This is a genomic window from Xylanibacter rarus (genome assembly GCF_001275135.1).
Classification (GTDB): Bacteria; Bacteroidota; Bacteroidia; order Bacteroidales; family Bacteroidaceae; genus Prevotella; species Prevotella rara.
On record NZ_LFQU01000048.1, the window covers coordinates 1 to 16,949 of the forward strand.

The window sequence follows — 16,949 nt, forward strand, 5'->3', positions numbered from 1 at the left end:
TTGACGGCAAGCCAAGGGCACTGCACACGGCGCTGGCATCGGAGGCGCTGGACTATAAGGTGGAGGACGACTACCGCACGCACTACACGCGCAAGATGAACTATCCGGTGCTGCTGGCAGAGAACAGGTTCTTTACGGTGAAGCTGCTGGAGGTGAACCGTGCCTTTCACAGAAAGCTGTATAAGTATGACAGCTTCGTGGTGTATATGTGTCTTGAGGGCAGCAGCGACATCGTGATAAGGTCGTGGAAAGGCGAGGAGCCTGAGATAAAGCAGGTGCATCTGACAAAGGGCATGAGCTGTCTCGTGCCAGCCTGCGTGGCAGACATGGACGTTGTGCCGAACAACGAAGACCGCGTGTCGAAGCTGCTCGAGGTGTATATTGATAATAAGAACTACTAGTTTAAGTGAAGAGGGAAGAGTGAAGAGCAGGCGCGGAGCGCAAATAAAAATGAAAAATTAAAAGTGAAAAATCCATGTGATTTGTTGGTATTATCATTTGGAGTTAAAGTAGTTAAAGAAGTTATCGCTCACTAAGGTGAGCTAGTAGTTAAAGTCAAATGCCTTGTTGATTCTATTCAATGTAATACAATTGACAATAATCGACGAAGCGCACGCACTACGTTTGCTAATGTGCCGGCTGATTTGCAATTGTCGTGCAAGTGAGAGCAGAAGCAAATCTCATTTGGTTATGCCGAGCGCAGCCGACAATCAATAGAATTAATCTGCCGGAATTAAATATAGGGATTTATTTAATCCGCTAAAAATACCGCTGTCTTACGAGAGTGAGAAAGTTAAGAGTGAAAAACGAAAAATCCATGTGCATTTTGGGATATTGTCGTTGGGTGGTAAAATCATGTGGCAACATCGTGTTTGCGAGAATCCTTCACAAGGCACATGGATCTTTCGTTTTTCACTTTTAACTTTTCACTTATGTTATAACGTATCCAAATAATCATACAAGTCTGGCAGCTTATTGCGGTCAAATTCAAATTGTGTGGCTGTGTATGGAAGACCGGTAGGTGATACATTGTTTGCATTCTGCCCCCATAAACACTCCTTATTGTTTTCTATCTGTCTGCCGTTTGCTTTGTCACGTATCCATTCCCAAATCAACCGTCCTAATTGGTCTGTAGTTTTGTTTATACCATGTCCGTTTTTACGGCAATACAATATGAACTCGTCATTTCCCATTTTAATTGTATTCATAAATTTTATGTTTTAAAGTTAGTATAAGAACAAAGTTACAATATTATAATGACAGAACGAAATTGTATGACATTTAATTTGAAAAAGCAGAAGTGAAGAGCAGGCGCAAAGCGCAATTAAAAATGAAAAATTAAAAATGAAAAACGCCTGACGGAAGTGAAAAATTAAGAGTGAAGAGTGAAAAATCCAATTGCAAACGTAATGCTTACAAGTAGAAATCACAATACATTTGGATTTTTCGTTTTTCACTTTTAACTTTTCACTTTCGTAAGACGCACTGCGTTGCTGTTGTGCCGGCGGATCTGCGCTCCGCCGGAATTAAATATAAGGATTTATTTAATCCGCTAAAAATACCCTAATGACATGGATGGTATGACGAATGGGGACGGGATGCAAATTGTTATGTTATTATATGATGTTGACGGCTTTTCGGATGAAGAGCCGTTTATTTTTGTGTGATTATGGGGTGAGGAATGAGAAATGTGTCAGATGTGAGGGCGTGATGACGGGACATGATGCGCTGAAAAATGACTAAAAATGTGAGGACTGATGGTGTCTGACGGCATAAATGTATGATGAAAGACGAAATGGCGTATTGTAAGTAATCGTGGCTGTAAACTGCAATGTTTAAAGCTGTTTCTGTGAATGAGTGGGGATAGTGTTTTGATATCGCCGTCTTTTGTTTTAAATTGATATTTTAAGGCGGCATGAGACGGCGGCCGGCCTTAAAATTTAATGAAATAATCTTTGTATTTTTAACCCATATTTTTTGCGACTTTTATTCTAAAATCCTATCTTTGTAAAGGCAGAGAGAAGGTTTGCGGCATGTTGTGGCGTCTTTGAGGCGACGGCCGGCGGCAACATTCTGCCATGCATCTAATAAGAAAAACATAAAGAAACTATACAATATTTTAATAATACTATGGCAAAGATAAAACAGATTGTGGAGTGCGTGCCCAACTTCAGCGAAGGACGCGACAAGAATGTTATAAAACAGATTACCGATGTGATTGAGGAAGCCGGCGGCGTAAAACTGCTCGATGTTGACCCGGGTGAGGCTACTAACCGCACGGTGGTTACTTTTGTTGGTGAGCCCGAGGCTGTTGTCGAGGCTGCTTTCAAGGCTGTTAAGAAGGCCGGTGAACTTATAGACATGCGCAAGCATCACGGTGCTCATCCGCGTATGGGCGCTACAGACGTGCTGCCGCTGGTGCCGGTAAGCGGAATAACTCTTGAAGAGTGTGCCGAGCTGGCAAGAAAACTGGCAAAGCGCATTGCCGACGAGCTGCAGATACCATGCTACTGCTATGAAGAGGCCGCTCTGAAACCTGAAAGACGCAATCTGGCCGTGTGCAGAGCCGGTGAGTATGAGGCGCTGCCGGAGAAGATGGGCGACGCCGACAAGGCTCCCGACTTCGGTGCAAGACCCTTTGACGAGGGCGTGGCACGCACGGGATGTACGGCTGTAGGAGCACGCGACTTCCTGATTGCCGTAAACTTTAACCTTAACACCACATCTACACGCAGGGCAAACGCAGTGGCCTTTGACGTGAGAGAGAAGGGAAGACCGGTGCGCGAAGGCAACCCGATAACAGGCAAGGTGAAGAAAGACGCAGACGGAAAGACTATAATGCAGCCCGGTACGCTGAAGTCGACAAAGGCCATAGGATGGTTTATCGAGGAATACGGCATAGCACAGGTGTCAATGAACATAACTAACATCAACGTTACGCCGCTGCACGTGGCATTCGACGAGGTGTGCCGCTGCGCTCAGAACAGAGGACTGAGAGTAACGGGAACAGAGATCGTTGGTCTTGTGCCAAAACGCTCTATTGTAGACGCCGGCAAGTATTTCCTTGAGAAACAGCACAGATCGACAGGTATTCCTGAAGAAGACATAATGAACATAGCCGTGAAGTCGATGGGACTCGACGACCTGCGTCCGTTTGTACCCGAGGAGAAGGTTGTGGAGATGCTGCTCGAGGCCGACCAGAAGAAGGCAAAGAGACTGACGGCGCTGACAGTGAAGGGATTTGCTGACGAGACTGCAAGAGAATCTCCTGCACCCGGCGGCGGATCAGTGGCTGCATACATGGGAGCACTGGGCGCTGCACTGGCAACGATGGTGGCTAACCTGTCGGCACACAAGCCCGGATGGGACGACCGCTGGAACGAGTTCAGCCAGTGGGCAGACAAGGGCATGGTGCTCGAGACAGAGCTGCTGCGCCTCGTTGACGACGACACAGAGGCCTTTAACCGCATAATGGCAGCCTTCGGAATGCCGAAAGGAACAGACGAAGAGAAGCAGCTGCGCTCAGAGGCCATACAGAAGGCAACACTGTTTGCTGCACAGGTGCCGCTGGAGACAATGAAGACATCGGCACAGGTGTTCGAACTGTGCAGGGCAATGGTAGAGACCGGCAACCCGAACAGCGTATCTGACGCAGGCGTTGGCGCACTGGCAGCAAGAGCAGCCGTGATGGGTGCCGGACTGAACGTCAAGATAAACGCTTCGTCGCTGAAAGACCAGGATGCAGCCAAGGCTCTTATAGGTGAGGCTGAGGCGCTGATGGCTGAGGCTACAAAGCAGGAGGCTGAGATAATGCAGATGGTTGAGCGAGTAATCAGCGGAAACTGATTGAGGCAAGACCGGGAGAAACATAACGAATAAACAACAGAAAAATCCTAAATATTATGACAAACGAGGAATTTAAGGCGGCGATACGTGCCGGCATACCAGACGTGCTGCCGGAGCCGCGTGAGTATGACAAAGAAGTGAACCATGCGCCAAAGCGTAAGGAGATACTTACAGAAGACGAAAAGAAGCTTGCACTGCGCAATGCCCTGAGATATTTCCCTAAGAAATTCCACAAGACACTTGCACCGGAGTTTGCTGCCGAGCTGCGCGACTACGGACGCATATATATGTACAGATTCAGACCTACATACGACATGTATGCACGCAGCATTGACGAGTATCCGCACAAGTCGGAACAGGCTGCTGCCATCATGCTCATGATACAGAACAACCTGAACCCGGCAGTGGCTCAGCATCCTCATGAGCTTATCGTATACGGAGGCAACGGTGCCGCATTCCAGAACTGGGCACAGTATCTGCTGACTATGAAGTATCTGAGCGAGATGACAGACGAGCAGACACTCGTGATGTATTCAGGTCATCCGCTGGGACTCTTCCCGTCGCACAAGAATGCTCCGAGAGTGGTTGTTACAAACGGTATGGTGATACCTAACTACTCAAAGCCAGACGACTGGGAGCGCATGAACGCACTGGGTGTCAGCCAGTATGGACAGATGACAGCCGGATCGTATATGTATATCGGTCCGCAGGGCATCGTTCACGGCACAACGATAACCGTGCTCAACGCTGCACGCATGCAGATGAAGAAAGAACCGGGCCGTAAGGACATACACGGCATGCTGTTCGTGTCGTCAGGTCTTGGCGGTATGTCAGGTGCACAGCCTAAGGCAGGAAACATTGCCGGAGTGGTCAGCGTTGTTGCCGAGATTAATCCTAAGGCTGCACAGAAACGCTATGACCAGGGCTGGGTGGACGAACTGCACTCTGACCTGAACGAACTGATACCGGCAATAAGAAAGGCCGTAGAGGAGCGCAAGACTGTGTCTATGGCATACGTGGGCAACGTGGTTGACCTGTGGGAGCGCCTGGCAGAAGAAAACATAAAGGTAGACCTTGGCAGCGACCAGACATCACTGCACAACCCGTGGGCAGGAGGATATTATCCTGTTGACATGACATTTGAGGAGTCGAAGCAGATGATGGCAGAGAATCCTGAACTGTTCCGTGAGCGTGTGCAGGCATCTCTGCGCAGACAGGTTGCTGCAATCAACAAGCTGACAGAGCGCGGCATGTACTTCTTCGACTACGGAAACGCATTCCTGCTGCAATCAGAGCGTGCTGGAGCCGACATCATGGCTGCCGACGGCAAGTTCAGATATCCTTCATACGTTCAGGACATCATGGGGCCGATGTTCTTCGACTATGGCTTCGGTCCGTTCAGATGGGTATGTACATCAGGCAAGCCCGAAGACCTGGCTGTAACCGACCGTCTGGCTGTAGAAGTGCTCGAGGAGATATGCAAGACAGCACCGGAGGAGATACAGCACCAGATGGAAGACAACATCCACTGGATAAAGGAGGCCGGCCGCAACCATCTCGTAGTAGGCTCACAGGCACGTATATTGTATGCCGACGCCGAAGGCCGCGCAAAGATAGCTCTGGCATTCAACGAGGCAATAAAGAAGGGCGAGATAACACGTCCGGTAGTGCTTGGCCGCGACCATCACGACGTATCAGGAACAGACTCTCCGTTCCGTGAGACAAGTAACATATATGACGGTTCGCAGTTCTGTGCCGACATGGCTGTTCAGAACGTTATAGGCGACTCGTTCAGAGGTGCCACATGGGTATCTATCCATAATGGTGGCGGAGTAGGCTGGGGAGAAGTTATCAACGGCGGCTTCGGCATGATGATAGACGGAGGCGAAGACAGCGCACGCCACATACGCGAAATGCTGTTCTGGGACGTAAACAACGGTATCGCACGCCGCAGCTGGGCACGCAACGAAGGCTCTATACACAGCATTGAGCGCGAAATGGAACGCACCCCGAACCTGAAGGTTACGATGCCAAACTTCGTGGATGATGAGATAATAGATAACGCAGTGAAGTAAATTCAGTAGTTAAAGTAGTTAGAAGGAGTTAAAGTAGTTAAAGTCAAATGCCTTGAAGTAATTAAGTAAATAATTAAGGACTAAGAAACAATGTCCTGATTATGAAACAAGATTAGGCGTTAGTCAATTATGAATTATAATTTATAATTGTGTGTCCACAAGACATATGACTTTAACTCCTTTAACTACTCTAACTTCTTTAACTCCTAAACACACACATAACTTTAAATTTAAATACACAATGATTCACCAAATATCAGCAGAACATCTCACGATTGAACGTATCGGTGAGATAATAGAAAAAGGTTATAAACTCGAACTTAGTGAAGACGCACGCAAGCGCATCGTACGCTGCCGTGAATATCTCGACAAGAAGATAGAAGAGACAGAGAAACCTATCTATGGCGTAACAACAGGATTCGGCTCTCTCTGCAACGTGTCTATCGGCAACGACCAGCTTTCGCAGTTGCAGATAAACCTGATGATGTCGCATGCATGCGGCACAGGCGACCGCGTGCCTAACGATATAGTAAAGATAATGCTGCTGCTGAAGATACAGTCGCTGAGCTATGGCTACTCAGGCTGCAAGCTTGATACTGTAGAGAGACTTGTCGACTTCTTCAACAACGATGTTTATCCTATTGTCTACATGCAAGGCTCACTTGGTGCATCCGGCGACCTTGTGCCTCTGGCACACCTCTGTCTGCCGCTCGTAGGACTCGGTGACGTAGAGTATAAGGGTAAGGTGATGACAGGAGCAGAGATGCTGAAGGAAAACGGATGGGAGCCGATACAGCTCGGATCTAAAGAAGGTCTGGCTCTGCTCAACGGAACACAGAACATGAGTTCGTTTGCCGTATGGGCATTGCTGCAGGGCGAACGCCTGAGCAAATGGGCAGACAAGATTGCTGCCATGTCGCTCGACGCATATTATGGACTGGTGTCTCCTTTCACAGACGCCGTACATCAGGTAAGACCTCACAAGGGTCAGATAGAGACAGCCGCAAACATGAGGCAACTGCTTGAGGGCAGCGAGATAATAGAGAAGCCCAAATCGTATGTTCAGGACCCGTATTCGTTCCGCTGCATTCCGCAGGTTCATGGCGCAGCCAAGGACTCAATGGCATACGTTAAGTCAGTGATCGACACTGAAATCAACTCGGCAACAGACAACCCGACTGTATGTCCTGACGAAGACCTGATTATCTCTGCCGGAAACTTCCACGGAGAGCCTATCGCACTGCCTATGGACTTCCTTGCAATGGCACTGAGCGAACTGGCTAATATCTCAGAAAGACGAATCTACAAGCTCGTGTCGGGCACAAGAGACCTGCCAAGCTTCCTCGTTGCAACTCCAGGCGTAAACAGCGGATTTATGATTACACAATATACAGCTGCGTCAATAGTAAGCTTGAACAAGAATCTGTGCTCGCCTGCATCTGTAGACAGCATACCTTCGAGCCAGGGTCAGGAAGACCATGTCAGCATGGGTGCCAACGCTGCAATAAAGCTCTATAAGGTGGTGCTCAACACGGAGCGTGTGCTGGCAATAGAGCTGTTTAATGCTGCTCAGGCTCTTGAGTTCAGACGTCCGCTGAAGTCGTCTCCTGTAATCGAGAAGCTGCATGATGAATACCGCAAGGTAGTGCCGTTCATCGTGAACGACGAAGTGATGTATCCTCACATAAAGAACTCTATTGACTTCCTGAGAGAGCATGCCGAATAAGCATGACGCCAAGGAAAACGTAAAATAATCAAGCCGATGAGACTGCTTGTAAAGAATATAAAGACATTGGCCGGAATAGACCGGCACGGCAAGCTGAGGCTGCAGGGCAGCGAGATGCAGACGCTGGAGCAGATAAACGACGCCTATCTGACAGCCGAAGACGGACTGATAACCGGATTCGGCACGATGGACAGTCTGACGGATGCTGAAGCTGCTGCAGACACCGTTGTCGACGCCGAAGGCGGAACGCTGATGCCGTCATGGTGCGACCCGCATACCCACATAGTGTATGCGGGAAGCCGCGAGGGCGAGTTTGTCGACAAGATAAGAGGTCTGAGCTATGCCGAGATTGCCAAACGCGGCGGAGGCATACTCAACTCAGCCGACCTGCTGCACACCATGACAGAGGACCAGCTCTATGAGCAGGCCATGAGGCGTGTGCGCGAGGTGATGATGAAGGGTACGGGCTGCGTTGAGATAAAGAGCGGCTACGGCCTTAACACAGAAGATGAGCTGAAGATGCTGCGCGTGATAAGGCGCATAAAGGAGACGGCACCTATAAAGGTGGTGTCTACATTCCTTGGTGCGCATGCAGTAGGACGCCAGTACACCCAGGACGAATATGTACGTCTTGTTGTAGAGGAGATGATACCAGAGGTAGGGCGCGAGCATCTTGCCGACTATGTAGACGTGTTCTGCGACGAAGGCTTCTTTACCCCAGAAGAGACCGACCGCATACTTGAGGCCGGAGCAAAATGGGGAATGCTGCCCAAGATACATGCCGACGAACTGGCATCGTCGGGCGGTGTAGAGATAGGCGTAAAGCGCAATGCCTTGTCTGTAGACCATCTGGAGAGCATGACCGAAGAGGAGATAGAGCTGCTGCGCGGCAGCGGCACTATGCCTACGGTGCTGCCCGGCACGTCGTTCTTCCTTAATCTGCCTTATGCACTGGCACGTAAGATGGTTGACGCCGGACTTGGCGTTGCCGTTGCCAGCGACTATAATCCCGGATCAACTCCGTCGGGCGACATGAAGTTTATTGTGTCTCTGGCATGCATCAAGCTGAGACTGCTGCCTGCAGAGGCCATCAATGCCGCCACGATAAACTCGGCTTATGCTATGGGGCTCAGCCGCGACTACGGTTCGATAGCCGTGGGCAAGGTGGCTAACTTCTTTATAACAGAGCCGATACCTTCGATTGACTACATCCCTTATGCCTACACGTCGCCTGTGATACGCCGCGTGTTTGCCCGAGGGCAGGAAATAGGCTTCTGACCACAGGCCGGCAAACAGCCTGCGGAAAGTATTAGATGTTAGTAATAAATATAGCTTTTGCGCAATCGCGGCATAAGGTGTTATGCCGCATTGCGCACTTTTTGTTTTTATATGCAGCCATTGTTCGTGGCTGCTTTTATTTTGTCTCTTATTTAGCTTGTGCCGTTTGTGTAGTGTCGATATATAGCATTTTGTAATATGCGTGAGCAGAATGTGTCCCGATTATGTTAAGTAGAGTGTGCAAAATGCAAGCATACAAGTGCGTATATTTTAAAAATATTACTATGTTTTTAACAAAAATATTTTTATCTGTCAGGTTTTTTATTGTAATTTTGCGCCCTGAAAATCAAATGTAACTAGATTATTGGTGTCCTTCAAACCATTCCTGCATATCTTGACTTATTGTAACAATAGGACAACTGTGCCATGTCTGGTAAGAACGGGCATGTTAATTGCCTTAATACTTGCGTAAAGAAGGCTCATGGATGTTTGCAGGACAACGGTATAACTAGATTTATAATATGTAGCATGCCTTTTAGATAAAGAGCATCAAGGTGTTTAGTTAAGGTGAAAGATTAATTCTGATGAAATCGCTTAAACTGTTATTATTGCTGAGTATGTTGCCTTTTGCCGCGGCATTTGCCGGAGGCGACACGCTTAGATATAAGCTGGAGACGTCTGCCAATGTGTCTACGGGCGCCTATGCCCCTATGTGGTTTACGGCCAACCGCTATGGCCTGTCTGGTGTAGAGCCGTGCAGCGGATATCTCAGAGCGGGTGTAGACTATGCCGGAAAGTTGGGTGCCGACTGGCGTCTGGAGGCAGGACTCGACTTGGCCGGAGCCGTTAATCAGACTTCAGACTTTGTCGTTCAGCAGGCTTTTGTCGATGTGTCATGGCGCAATATAACGCTGAGCATAGGCAGCAAGGAGCGCGAAGCCTTTCCGCTGGACAAGAACATGGGGCTAAGCAGCGGCATGATGGTAGAAGGTCCAGGGGCACGTCCTGTGCCGCAGGTGCGTCTTGAGGTGAAGGAATATCAGAATCTGCCTTACACCAAAGGATGGGTGGCTGCCAAGTTTCATTTCGGCTACGGATGGCTGACAGACGGCGACTGGCGGTCGGACTTTGTAAAGCCAGGCGAGACGTTCACGAGAGGCGTGATATATCACAGCAAGTCGGCCATGCTCAGAGTGGGAAATCCAAAGAAGATACCAGTTACGATGGAAATCGGAATGATCGAGGCGGCACAGTTTGGCGGAAGCAAGTGGCGCAAGAATGACGACGGAACCACAACGTGTGTGGCAAAGATGCCCGGCGGGATAAAAGAATATCTGAAGGCCATCATACCGATACAGGAGAGCACGCTGCAGAACGTGGAGGGCAACCATGTGGGAAGCTGGAACTTTGCGCTCAACTATACGGCGCCGACATGGAAGCTGAGATGCTATTACGAGCATTATTTCGACGACCACTCGCAGCTAACGTGGCAGTATGGACGCTGGAAAGACGGACATATAGGCGTGGAACTAACGTTGCCGGAGAATCCCTTTGTGTCAACTCTGCTGTGGGAAGGGCTGTGCACAACCGATCAGACCGGACCGCTGCTTTATGACGGTGTTGGCGGTTCGTTTCATGAGATACAGATGAGCGGCGGCGACAACTACTATAACCACGACTACAACTGGCAACACTGGGGTATGGGAATGGGCCATCCGTTTCTGCCCGGACCAATATATAATGCCGACGGAACCAATATGTTCAGGAGCAACCGCGTAAAGGTTCACCATATAGGCATTGGCGGCAATCCGTCTGACGAGTGGTCGTATCGCCTGCTGCTGTCGTACATGCGCCACTGGGGAACATACAAAGTGCCGCTCGACCGCATGATGCGTCAGGGAAGCACGCTGGCAGAAGTGGCATACAGTCCGCGCAAGGCTGCGGGATGGAACTTCAGACTGGCCTGCGGATACGACAAGGGCAGCTATATAGGCGACAGCATGGGCTGCATGATAACAATAACCAAAACAGGAGTTTTATGGTCAAGATAATAGGATGGATCGTTGCTGCCGTCATGGCTCTGGCTATGGCGGGCTGCGACTTTAAGGAGCCTGTGAACAGCGATATAGAAGGATTCTGGAAACTGGAACGCTTTGAGACGAGGGCTGACGGACGCATGCACGAGTGTACGCGCCTTTATTACAGCATAACGAGATACGTGGTTGAGGTGTCCGAGAAGCAGGGTCCCAACGGCTATGGCACATACATAGGTCGCTTCGGATATGAGGACGGCGAGACAAAGGTGGTGATGAAAGACTTTAAGCAGAGGGCTGCTACGAGCGACAACGGCGTTGACGCTACCGTGGAAGACCTGCTGCCGTTCGGAATCAATTCTACTGAGACAACCTTTGATGTGGTGGTTGCCGACGGCGACAATCTTGTATTGCGCTCTGATTATGCCACGCTGCAGCTCACGCGCTTCTGATTTGTCCTGAAAAAGACGTCACGCTTCAGCAGCATTGTTGATTTATATCTGATGCGTTGTCGTCAGTATTCCCCTTTATGTCAGCCTTTTTATGGCATTATTTAGTGTATAGCGGTCCATGTCCGTCTTTCCGTTTGCCGTATTTATTGTTGCCGCTGAAGATTGCCGTGTGATGTAAATACGCGCTTTTGCTTTTAAATAAACTTAAATACGGCCGTGTCTACAGCATTGTGTCATTGATGAGCATCTGTATAGATTCATAATGACACCACGCGATACGTTTGTTTATTACAATTTAACCCAAATCGGTCATTAGACAGCATATTATTTTATCAATTTTGTGCATTGATGCTTTCAGCCGGTCTTTTTGTTTCTATTGGCGTCTTTTAGTAAGATTTTTCTTGACATAGCCCGCTATGACTGCGAAAAATCTAACGAAAATCCGCTCAATATAGAGCAAAAATCCCGACCGAATCCTAATGACTGATTTGGGTTAAAAGACCTTTATTATTTTGTTATATTCCCAACTTGCATTATCTTTGCACAAAAATATGCAGCGTTACGGCGGCTAAAGCCCGTTTATATGTCGTGTCTACTGTTGCCGTTGCGTAACGAAACCGTGTAAATTTAATGAGCAGACGTTTATATCCTATTCTGAATTTTATAAGTCACAACAAATATTGGATTGTGATAATTTTCGGTGTCCTCATTGTCGGGTTCCTCGATGAGAACAGCCTGCTGAAGCATGTGCGCAATAGAATACTCGTGAGCGAGCTGAAGGAGCAGATTGATGCCTACAACATGCAGTATGAGCAGGACGAACAGAAGATAAAGGAACTGAAGCGCAACCCTAAGGCCATCACAAAGATAGCTCGCGAGAACTACTTTATGAAAGCCGACGACGAGGATATATTCGTGCTTAGTGATGACCAAAAAACAGTAACAGATAACGATGAAACAGCTAAATAAACTGCAGACTATTGTTCTGCTTTCGGGTGCGGTGCTCATGGTGGCCGGTGCCGGACTTTATGTCTTTGGCACGATGCTCATGGCTTCGTGGATATTTCTTGTGGGTGCCTTGTGCTTTGCTTCTATGCAGATGATGCAGACCTACAGCGGCAACAACTTCACCATCAGGCGTCTGCGCCGTATCATGGTCACGGGCGACGTGCTGTTTATTCTTTCGGCACTGCTGATGGTCGAAAACTCTTATGGCCTGCTGCTGCCCCTGTTTCTCAAGCTTTCGCCCGACGGATACTTCAATTACGTCACTTATGTTCACAACAACTGGGTGCTCCTGCTCCTCGTTGCTGCCATGCTTGAGATTTATACAACTCACAGAATATCAGGCGAGCTGGCTAAAGAGGCAAAAAAACTCTAAAAGTCAGTGTATTTATTTTAAATTGCATGAAAAATTTTTCTTACATCGATAATACGTTGTAATTTTGTGCTAATATTACAAAACAAGGTTATGGTTAAGACTCTTTTAACTCTTCTGGGGGCTTTTGCCGTGTTTACGTCGTGTGTAAACTCTTACAACATTCAAGGTTCATCTAATGTTCCTACGTTAGACGGCCGCATGCTGTTTCTTAAGGTTTATGAAGGCGACGACCTGAAGAATATCGACTCTTGCGACATAGTTCACGGACAGTTTCATTTTTCGGGGGCGCTCGATTCTACACGTATAGCAACTCTCTTCATGGACGATGAGAGCCTTATGCCGGTGGTGCTCGAGAGCGGCGAAATACAGATAAAGATAGACAACACGCAGCAGAAGGTGAGCGGAACGCCGCTTAACGACAAGCTGTTTAAGTTTATCGAGAAGTACAACCAGCTGGAGAGCGAGGTAGGCGAACTGGGCCATCTGCAGAGTCAGGCCATAATGGACGGACACGACATCAACGAGGTGAACGCAAAACTGTCGCAGAAGGCTGCACAGATTGTTGAGAAGGAAGACAAGCTCGTAACGTCGTTCATCGTTGAGAATTTCGACAACGTGCTGGGTCCGGGCGTGTTCTTCATGATTACAGCCGGCCACAGATATCCCGAGCTTTCACCCTGGATTGAGGATATAATGAGCAAGGCAACTGACAACTTCAAGAACGATCCTTACGTGCGCGACTATTACCGCAAGGCACAGCAGAACCAGGCCATAATGAACGGTACGGCAATGCCCGACGGGACAGACGACCCGACGCTGGCGCCTCCTACGCCCAACGAACTGGCACAGCCGGGATCAGAAGACTCTCTGAGCGAGGCTGTTGAGGGAGCAGAGTGACAAGGGAGTCAGGCTTAACCGCAAAAAAGGAACATATACTGGGGCTTTAAAAGATATTATGAGATTATTGATAAAAGACGCCACGCTGGTCAACGAGGGAAAGTCGTTCCGTGGCTCGGTTGTCTTGGAGAATGGTTTGATATCAGACATTCTCCAAGACAATTTTATTTCTGGCAGTGAACATTTTGATAAGGTGGTTGATGCTTCGGGGTGCTACGTGCTTCCGGGCGTTATCGACGACCATGTGCATTTTCGTGAGCCAGGCCTTACGGCAAAGGCCGACATAAGTTCTGAGAGCCGTGCTGCGGCCTATGGAGGTGTTACGTCTTATTTCGACATGCCTAACACCGTGCCGCAGACCACCACGCTCGAGGCTCTCGAAGAGAAACGCACATTGGCGGCGGCAAAGAGCCACGTCAACTATTCGTTCTTCTTCGGTGCAACCAACGACAATGTCGACCTGTTCAGCCGGCTCGACGTTCATCGTGTGCCCGGCATAAAGCTGTTTATGGGCTCGTCAACGGGCAACATGCTCGTGGATCGCCGTGAGACTCTCGAACGCATATTCAGCGAAGCCCGTGTTCCCGTCATGACACATTGTGAGGACACCGGCATAATCAATGCCAACATGGCTGCTGCAAAGGCCGCTCACGGCGACGATCCCGACGTGGCTCTGCATCCGCAGATACGCAGCGAGGAGGCTTGCTATAAGTCTACAGAGCTTGCCGTAAGCATGGCGCGCAAGCATGGCGCGCGTCTTCATGTGGCTCATCTTACAACGGCTCGCGAGCTGCAGCTGTTTGAGCCGTGGCACGATGCCATGCCTGATATAACGGCTGAGGCTGTGGTTGCCCATCTGTTTTTCTCTGACGCCGACTATGCCACGCTTGGCACAAGGATAAAGTGCAACCCGGCAGTAAAGACACTTGCCGACCGCGACGCTCTGAGACGTGCGCTCTCCGACGGCCGCATATCAGTAATAGGCACCGACCATGCCCCTCATCAGTGGGCCGACAAGCAGGGCGGATGCGCCCGTGCGGCCTCAGGCATGCCCATGATACAGTTCTCGCTCGTGTCCATGCTCGAGCTTGTAGATAATAAGGTTATGTCTATAGAACGGCTCGTAGAGCTTATGTGCCACAATCCCGCACGCCTTTTTGATGTGCGTGGGCGCGGTTTTCTCCGCAAGGGCTATAAGGCCGATGTCGTTGTTGTGCGCCCCGGCAGTCCGTGGACGGTTACGAAAGACGTCATACAGAGCAAGTGCGGATGGAGCCCTATGGAGGGACATACGTTCAACTGGCGCGTGGTTCACACGTTCTGCAACGGCGTGCATGTCTACGACGACGGACGTTTCCTCGACTCTTGCCGTGGTGAGGAGATAGCCTTCAGATAAGGGGCTGTAGTTGATGTTTAGTTAAAAATTAATCTTCTGAAAAAATGATTGCAAGGATATTCGTGCTTTTGGTGTTGATGATAATCCTGTCTGACATCTATATCGACAGAAGACTGCTGCGCCGTAAGACCAGGTATTTGTGGTGGCAGCGCCTGTTGTGGTGGACTCCGGGTATCATTCTCTTTGTCTATACGCTGGTGCTTACGTTCTCGCGCGATTTTGCGCCTGAGCGCATCGAGTTGCTCAACGTCTATCTGTTTCTTTTCGGTGTGCTGGCCATCCCCAAGTTTATCTTCGCCGTATGCTCGTTGCTCGGCTGGGGACATTGCCGCTATCATCACACAAAGAACAACTGGGGCAACCTTGTCGGACTGCTGCTGGCCATAGGTCAGATATATATCGTGGTCTACGGCAGCACCATAGGCTTCCGGAAGCTCGACATACGCCATGAAGACTTTTATTCTGCCGACCTGCCTCAGGCCTTCGACGGCTATCGCATAGTGCAGTTTAGCGATGCACATCTCGGCACTTACCGCGGAAAGGACAAGAAGGTGTTTGAGCGTATTGTCGATAGCATCAACGCTCAGAAGGCCGACATGATAGTGTTTACGGGCGATTTGCAGAACATGTCGCCCGAGGAGCTTTACGAGTTTATTCCGCTTCTGAGCAGCCTTAGCGCCAAGGACGGCGTATATTCCATTCTCGGCAATCACGACTATTCTGACTATATCAAGGCCGACGATGTTGTTAAGGTGGCCAATGAGCGTGAGATTATCAGTCGTGAGCGTGAATTTGGCTGGACGCTATTGCTCAATGAGAACAAGACCGTTAAGCGCGGCAACGACTCGATAATTGTTGCAGGCGTTGAGAACGACGGCCGTGGCGGTGAGCCTAAGCGCACAGACCTTAAGAAGGCGATGGCCGGAGTAGACAGTTCAAGCTTTGTGCTTATGCTTGCTCACGACCCGCGTCTGTGGCGCAAGGAAATCCTTCCCGGCAGCAAGGCACAGCTTACTTTGAGCGGTCACACTCACGCCATGCAGTTCAGCGTCTTCGGCATGTCGCCGGCCAGACTGATGTATAGAGAGTGGGGCGGTCTGTATCATGAAGGCAACCGTGCCATCAACGTGTCTGTAGGCACCGGCGGCTTCATCCCCTTCCGCTTCGGAGCAAGCCACGAGATATCGGTTATTACGCTGCACAAGAAGGGGGCTTAAGTGAAGAGCTGGCGCAAAAGCGCAAATAAAAATGAAAAATTAAAAGTGAAAAACGCCTGACGGAAGTGAAGAGTTAAGAGTGAAGAGTGAAAAATCCAAATGCTAACGTAGTGCGTGCGAAAAGAACCAAGAAGGCTAATGTGCCGGCTGATTTGCAATCGGTCGGAAATGAATATCAGAACCGAAGGTCAGCGCAGCTAATTTTTTAATCCGATTACTTCCTATTTTTTGATTAATAGGTATGAGTCTCGGATCAAAGATCCTTATATTTTTTGCTGTCGGATAGCATATCCGACAGAACATTAGCCCCGTGTCGCCGGTTATGTAGCAACAAGACTAATGTGCCGGCTGATTTGCAATCTGCCGGAAATGAATATCAGGATTTATTTAATCCGATTACTTCCTATTTAGCATCACCTCATACTTTTAATGCAAACATAGCATTAAATTTTTCATTACTCACTTCATAAGGCAGCGGTATTTTTAGCGGATCTCAGATCCTTATATTATATTCCGGCGGAGCGCATATCCGCCGGCACATTACCAAACGTAGTGATTATGAAGTTATGATAAGAATCAACAAGGCATTTGACTCTAACTACCAGCTCATCTAAGTGAGCGATAACTACTTTAACTCCCGCCTCGAAA

The 16,949-nt window shown here is 49.0% G+C and carries 12 protein-coding genes and 1 pseudogene; 12 read left to right on the forward strand and 1 reads right to left on the reverse strand.

Annotated features, from left to right (window positions below; genetic code table 11):
- Window positions 1-401: pseudogene (locus ACU52_RS15335) on the forward strand (type I phosphomannose isomerase catalytic subunit); the annotation flags it as partial.
- Window positions 402-935: 534 nt separating this feature from the next.
- Here ACU52_RS15335 and ACU52_RS13970 read toward each other — a convergent pair.
- Entirely contained in the window at window positions 936-1,208 is a 273-nt protein-coding gene (locus tag ACU52_RS13970; RefSeq protein WP_147630894.1) for a hypothetical protein, read from the reverse strand.
- Between the two features lie 922 nt (window positions 1,209-2,130).
- Between ACU52_RS13970 and ftcD the strand changes: the two genes are divergently transcribed.
- The 11 genes from ftcD to ACU52_RS14025 all read left to right on the forward strand — a co-directional run bounded on the left by ftcD (window position 2,131) and on the right by ACU52_RS14025 (window position 16,301).
- Window positions 2,131-3,846: a glutamate formimidoyltransferase gene (gene ftcD / locus ACU52_RS13975; RefSeq protein WP_021855638.1), complete on the forward strand. Its 1,716-nt coding sequence runs from the start codon at window positions 2,131-2,133 to the stop codon at window positions 3,844-3,846.
- 56 nt (window positions 3,847-3,902) lie between these two features.
- Window positions 3,903-5,921, forward strand: coding sequence for a urocanate hydratase (locus ACU52_RS13980; RefSeq protein WP_053399237.1), 2,019 nt, complete (start codon window positions 3,903-3,905; stop codon window positions 5,919-5,921).
- A 241-nt stretch (window positions 5,922-6,162) separates the two neighbouring features.
- Complete coding sequence (gene hutH / locus ACU52_RS13985; RefSeq protein WP_021855640.1) at window positions 6,163-7,647, forward strand: histidine ammonia-lyase; 1,485 nt, start codon at window positions 6,163-6,165, stop codon at window positions 7,645-7,647.
- Between the two features lie 36 nt (window positions 7,648-7,683).
- Window positions 7,684-8,925: an imidazolonepropionase gene (gene hutI, locus ACU52_RS13990; protein ID WP_053399238.1), complete on the forward strand. Its 1,242-nt coding sequence runs from the start codon at window positions 7,684-7,686 to the stop codon at window positions 8,923-8,925.
- Window positions 8,926-9,509: 584 nt separating this feature from the next.
- Window positions 9,510-10,976 carry a capsule assembly Wzi family protein gene (locus ACU52_RS13995; RefSeq protein WP_053399239.1) on the forward strand — a complete coding sequence of 489 codons (1,467 nt, stop codon included), beginning with the start codon at window positions 9,510-9,512 and terminating at the stop codon, window positions 10,974-10,976.
- Window positions 10,964-11,410, forward strand: a complete 447-nt coding sequence (locus ACU52_RS14000) for a lipocalin-like domain-containing protein (protein WP_053399240.1) — start codon at window positions 10,964-10,966, stop codon at window positions 11,408-11,410. Before ACU52_RS13995 ends, ACU52_RS14000 begins: the two co-directional genes overlap by 13 nt.
- Before the next feature lie 630 nt (window positions 11,411-12,040).
- Window positions 12,041-12,379: an FtsB family cell division protein gene (locus tag ACU52_RS14005; RefSeq protein ID WP_053399241.1), complete on the forward strand. Its 339-nt coding sequence runs from the start codon at window positions 12,041-12,043 to the stop codon at window positions 12,377-12,379.
- Entirely contained in the window at window positions 12,363-12,791 is a 429-nt protein-coding gene (locus tag ACU52_RS14010; protein WP_021855645.1) for a hypothetical protein, read from the forward strand. The genes ACU52_RS14005 and ACU52_RS14010 overlap by 17 nt, the downstream gene beginning before the upstream one ends.
- Window positions 12,792-12,881: 90 nt before the next feature.
- Window positions 12,882-13,688 (forward strand): DUF4369 domain-containing protein, encoded by an 807-nt coding sequence (locus ACU52_RS14015; protein WP_053399242.1) that lies wholly within the window; start codon window positions 12,882-12,884, stop codon window positions 13,686-13,688.
- A 58-nt stretch (window positions 13,689-13,746) separates the two neighbouring features.
- Window positions 13,747-15,084 (forward strand): dihydroorotase, encoded by a 1,338-nt coding sequence (locus ACU52_RS14020; protein WP_053399244.1) that lies wholly within the window; start codon window positions 13,747-13,749, stop codon window positions 15,082-15,084.
- Between the two features lie 44 nt (window positions 15,085-15,128).
- A complete protein-coding gene (locus ACU52_RS14025; RefSeq protein ID WP_053399243.1) occupies window positions 15,129-16,301 on the forward strand; it encodes a metallophosphoesterase in 1,173 nt (390 codons plus the stop codon).
- Window positions 16,302-16,949 lie beyond the last annotated feature (648 nt).

Excerpts from the sequence above, each read along its gene's own strand:
- ACU52_RS13995 (WP_053399239.1), top strand. The coding sequence starts at position 9,510 with ATGAAATCGCTTAAACTGTTATTATTGCTGAGTATGTTGCCTTTTGCC.
- ACU52_RS13970 (WP_147630894.1), bottom strand. The coding sequence starts at position 1,208 with ATGAATACAATTAAAATGGGAAATGACGAGTTCATATTGTATTGCCGT.
- ACU52_RS14025 (WP_053399243.1), top strand. The coding sequence starts at position 15,129 with ATGATTGCAAGGATATTCGTGCTTTTGGTGTTGATGATAATCCTGTCT.
- ACU52_RS14005 (WP_053399241.1), top strand. The coding sequence starts at position 12,041 with ATGAGCAGACGTTTATATCCTATTCTGAATTTTATAAGTCACAACAAA.
- ACU52_RS14015 (WP_053399242.1), top strand. The coding sequence starts at position 12,882 with ATGGTTAAGACTCTTTTAACTCTTCTGGGGGCTTTTGCCGTGTTTACG.
- hutH (WP_021855640.1), top strand. The coding sequence starts at position 6,163 with ATGATTCACCAAATATCAGCAGAACATCTCACGATTGAACGTATCGGT.
- ACU52_RS14000 (WP_053399240.1), top strand. The coding sequence starts at position 10,964 with ATGGTCAAGATAATAGGATGGATCGTTGCTGCCGTCATGGCTCTGGCT.
- ACU52_RS14010 (WP_021855645.1), top strand. The coding sequence starts at position 12,363 with ATGAAACAGCTAAATAAACTGCAGACTATTGTTCTGCTTTCGGGTGCG.
- ACU52_RS14020 (WP_053399244.1), top strand. The coding sequence starts at position 13,747 with ATGAGATTATTGATAAAAGACGCCACGCTGGTCAACGAGGGAAAGTCG.
- ftcD (WP_021855638.1), top strand. The coding sequence starts at position 2,131 with ATGGCAAAGATAAAACAGATTGTGGAGTGCGTGCCCAACTTCAGCGAA.
- hutI (WP_053399238.1), top strand. The coding sequence starts at position 7,684 with ATGAGACTGCTTGTAAAGAATATAAAGACATTGGCCGGAATAGACCGG.
- ACU52_RS13980 (WP_053399237.1), top strand. The coding sequence starts at position 3,903 with ATGACAAACGAGGAATTTAAGGCGGCGATACGTGCCGGCATACCAGAC.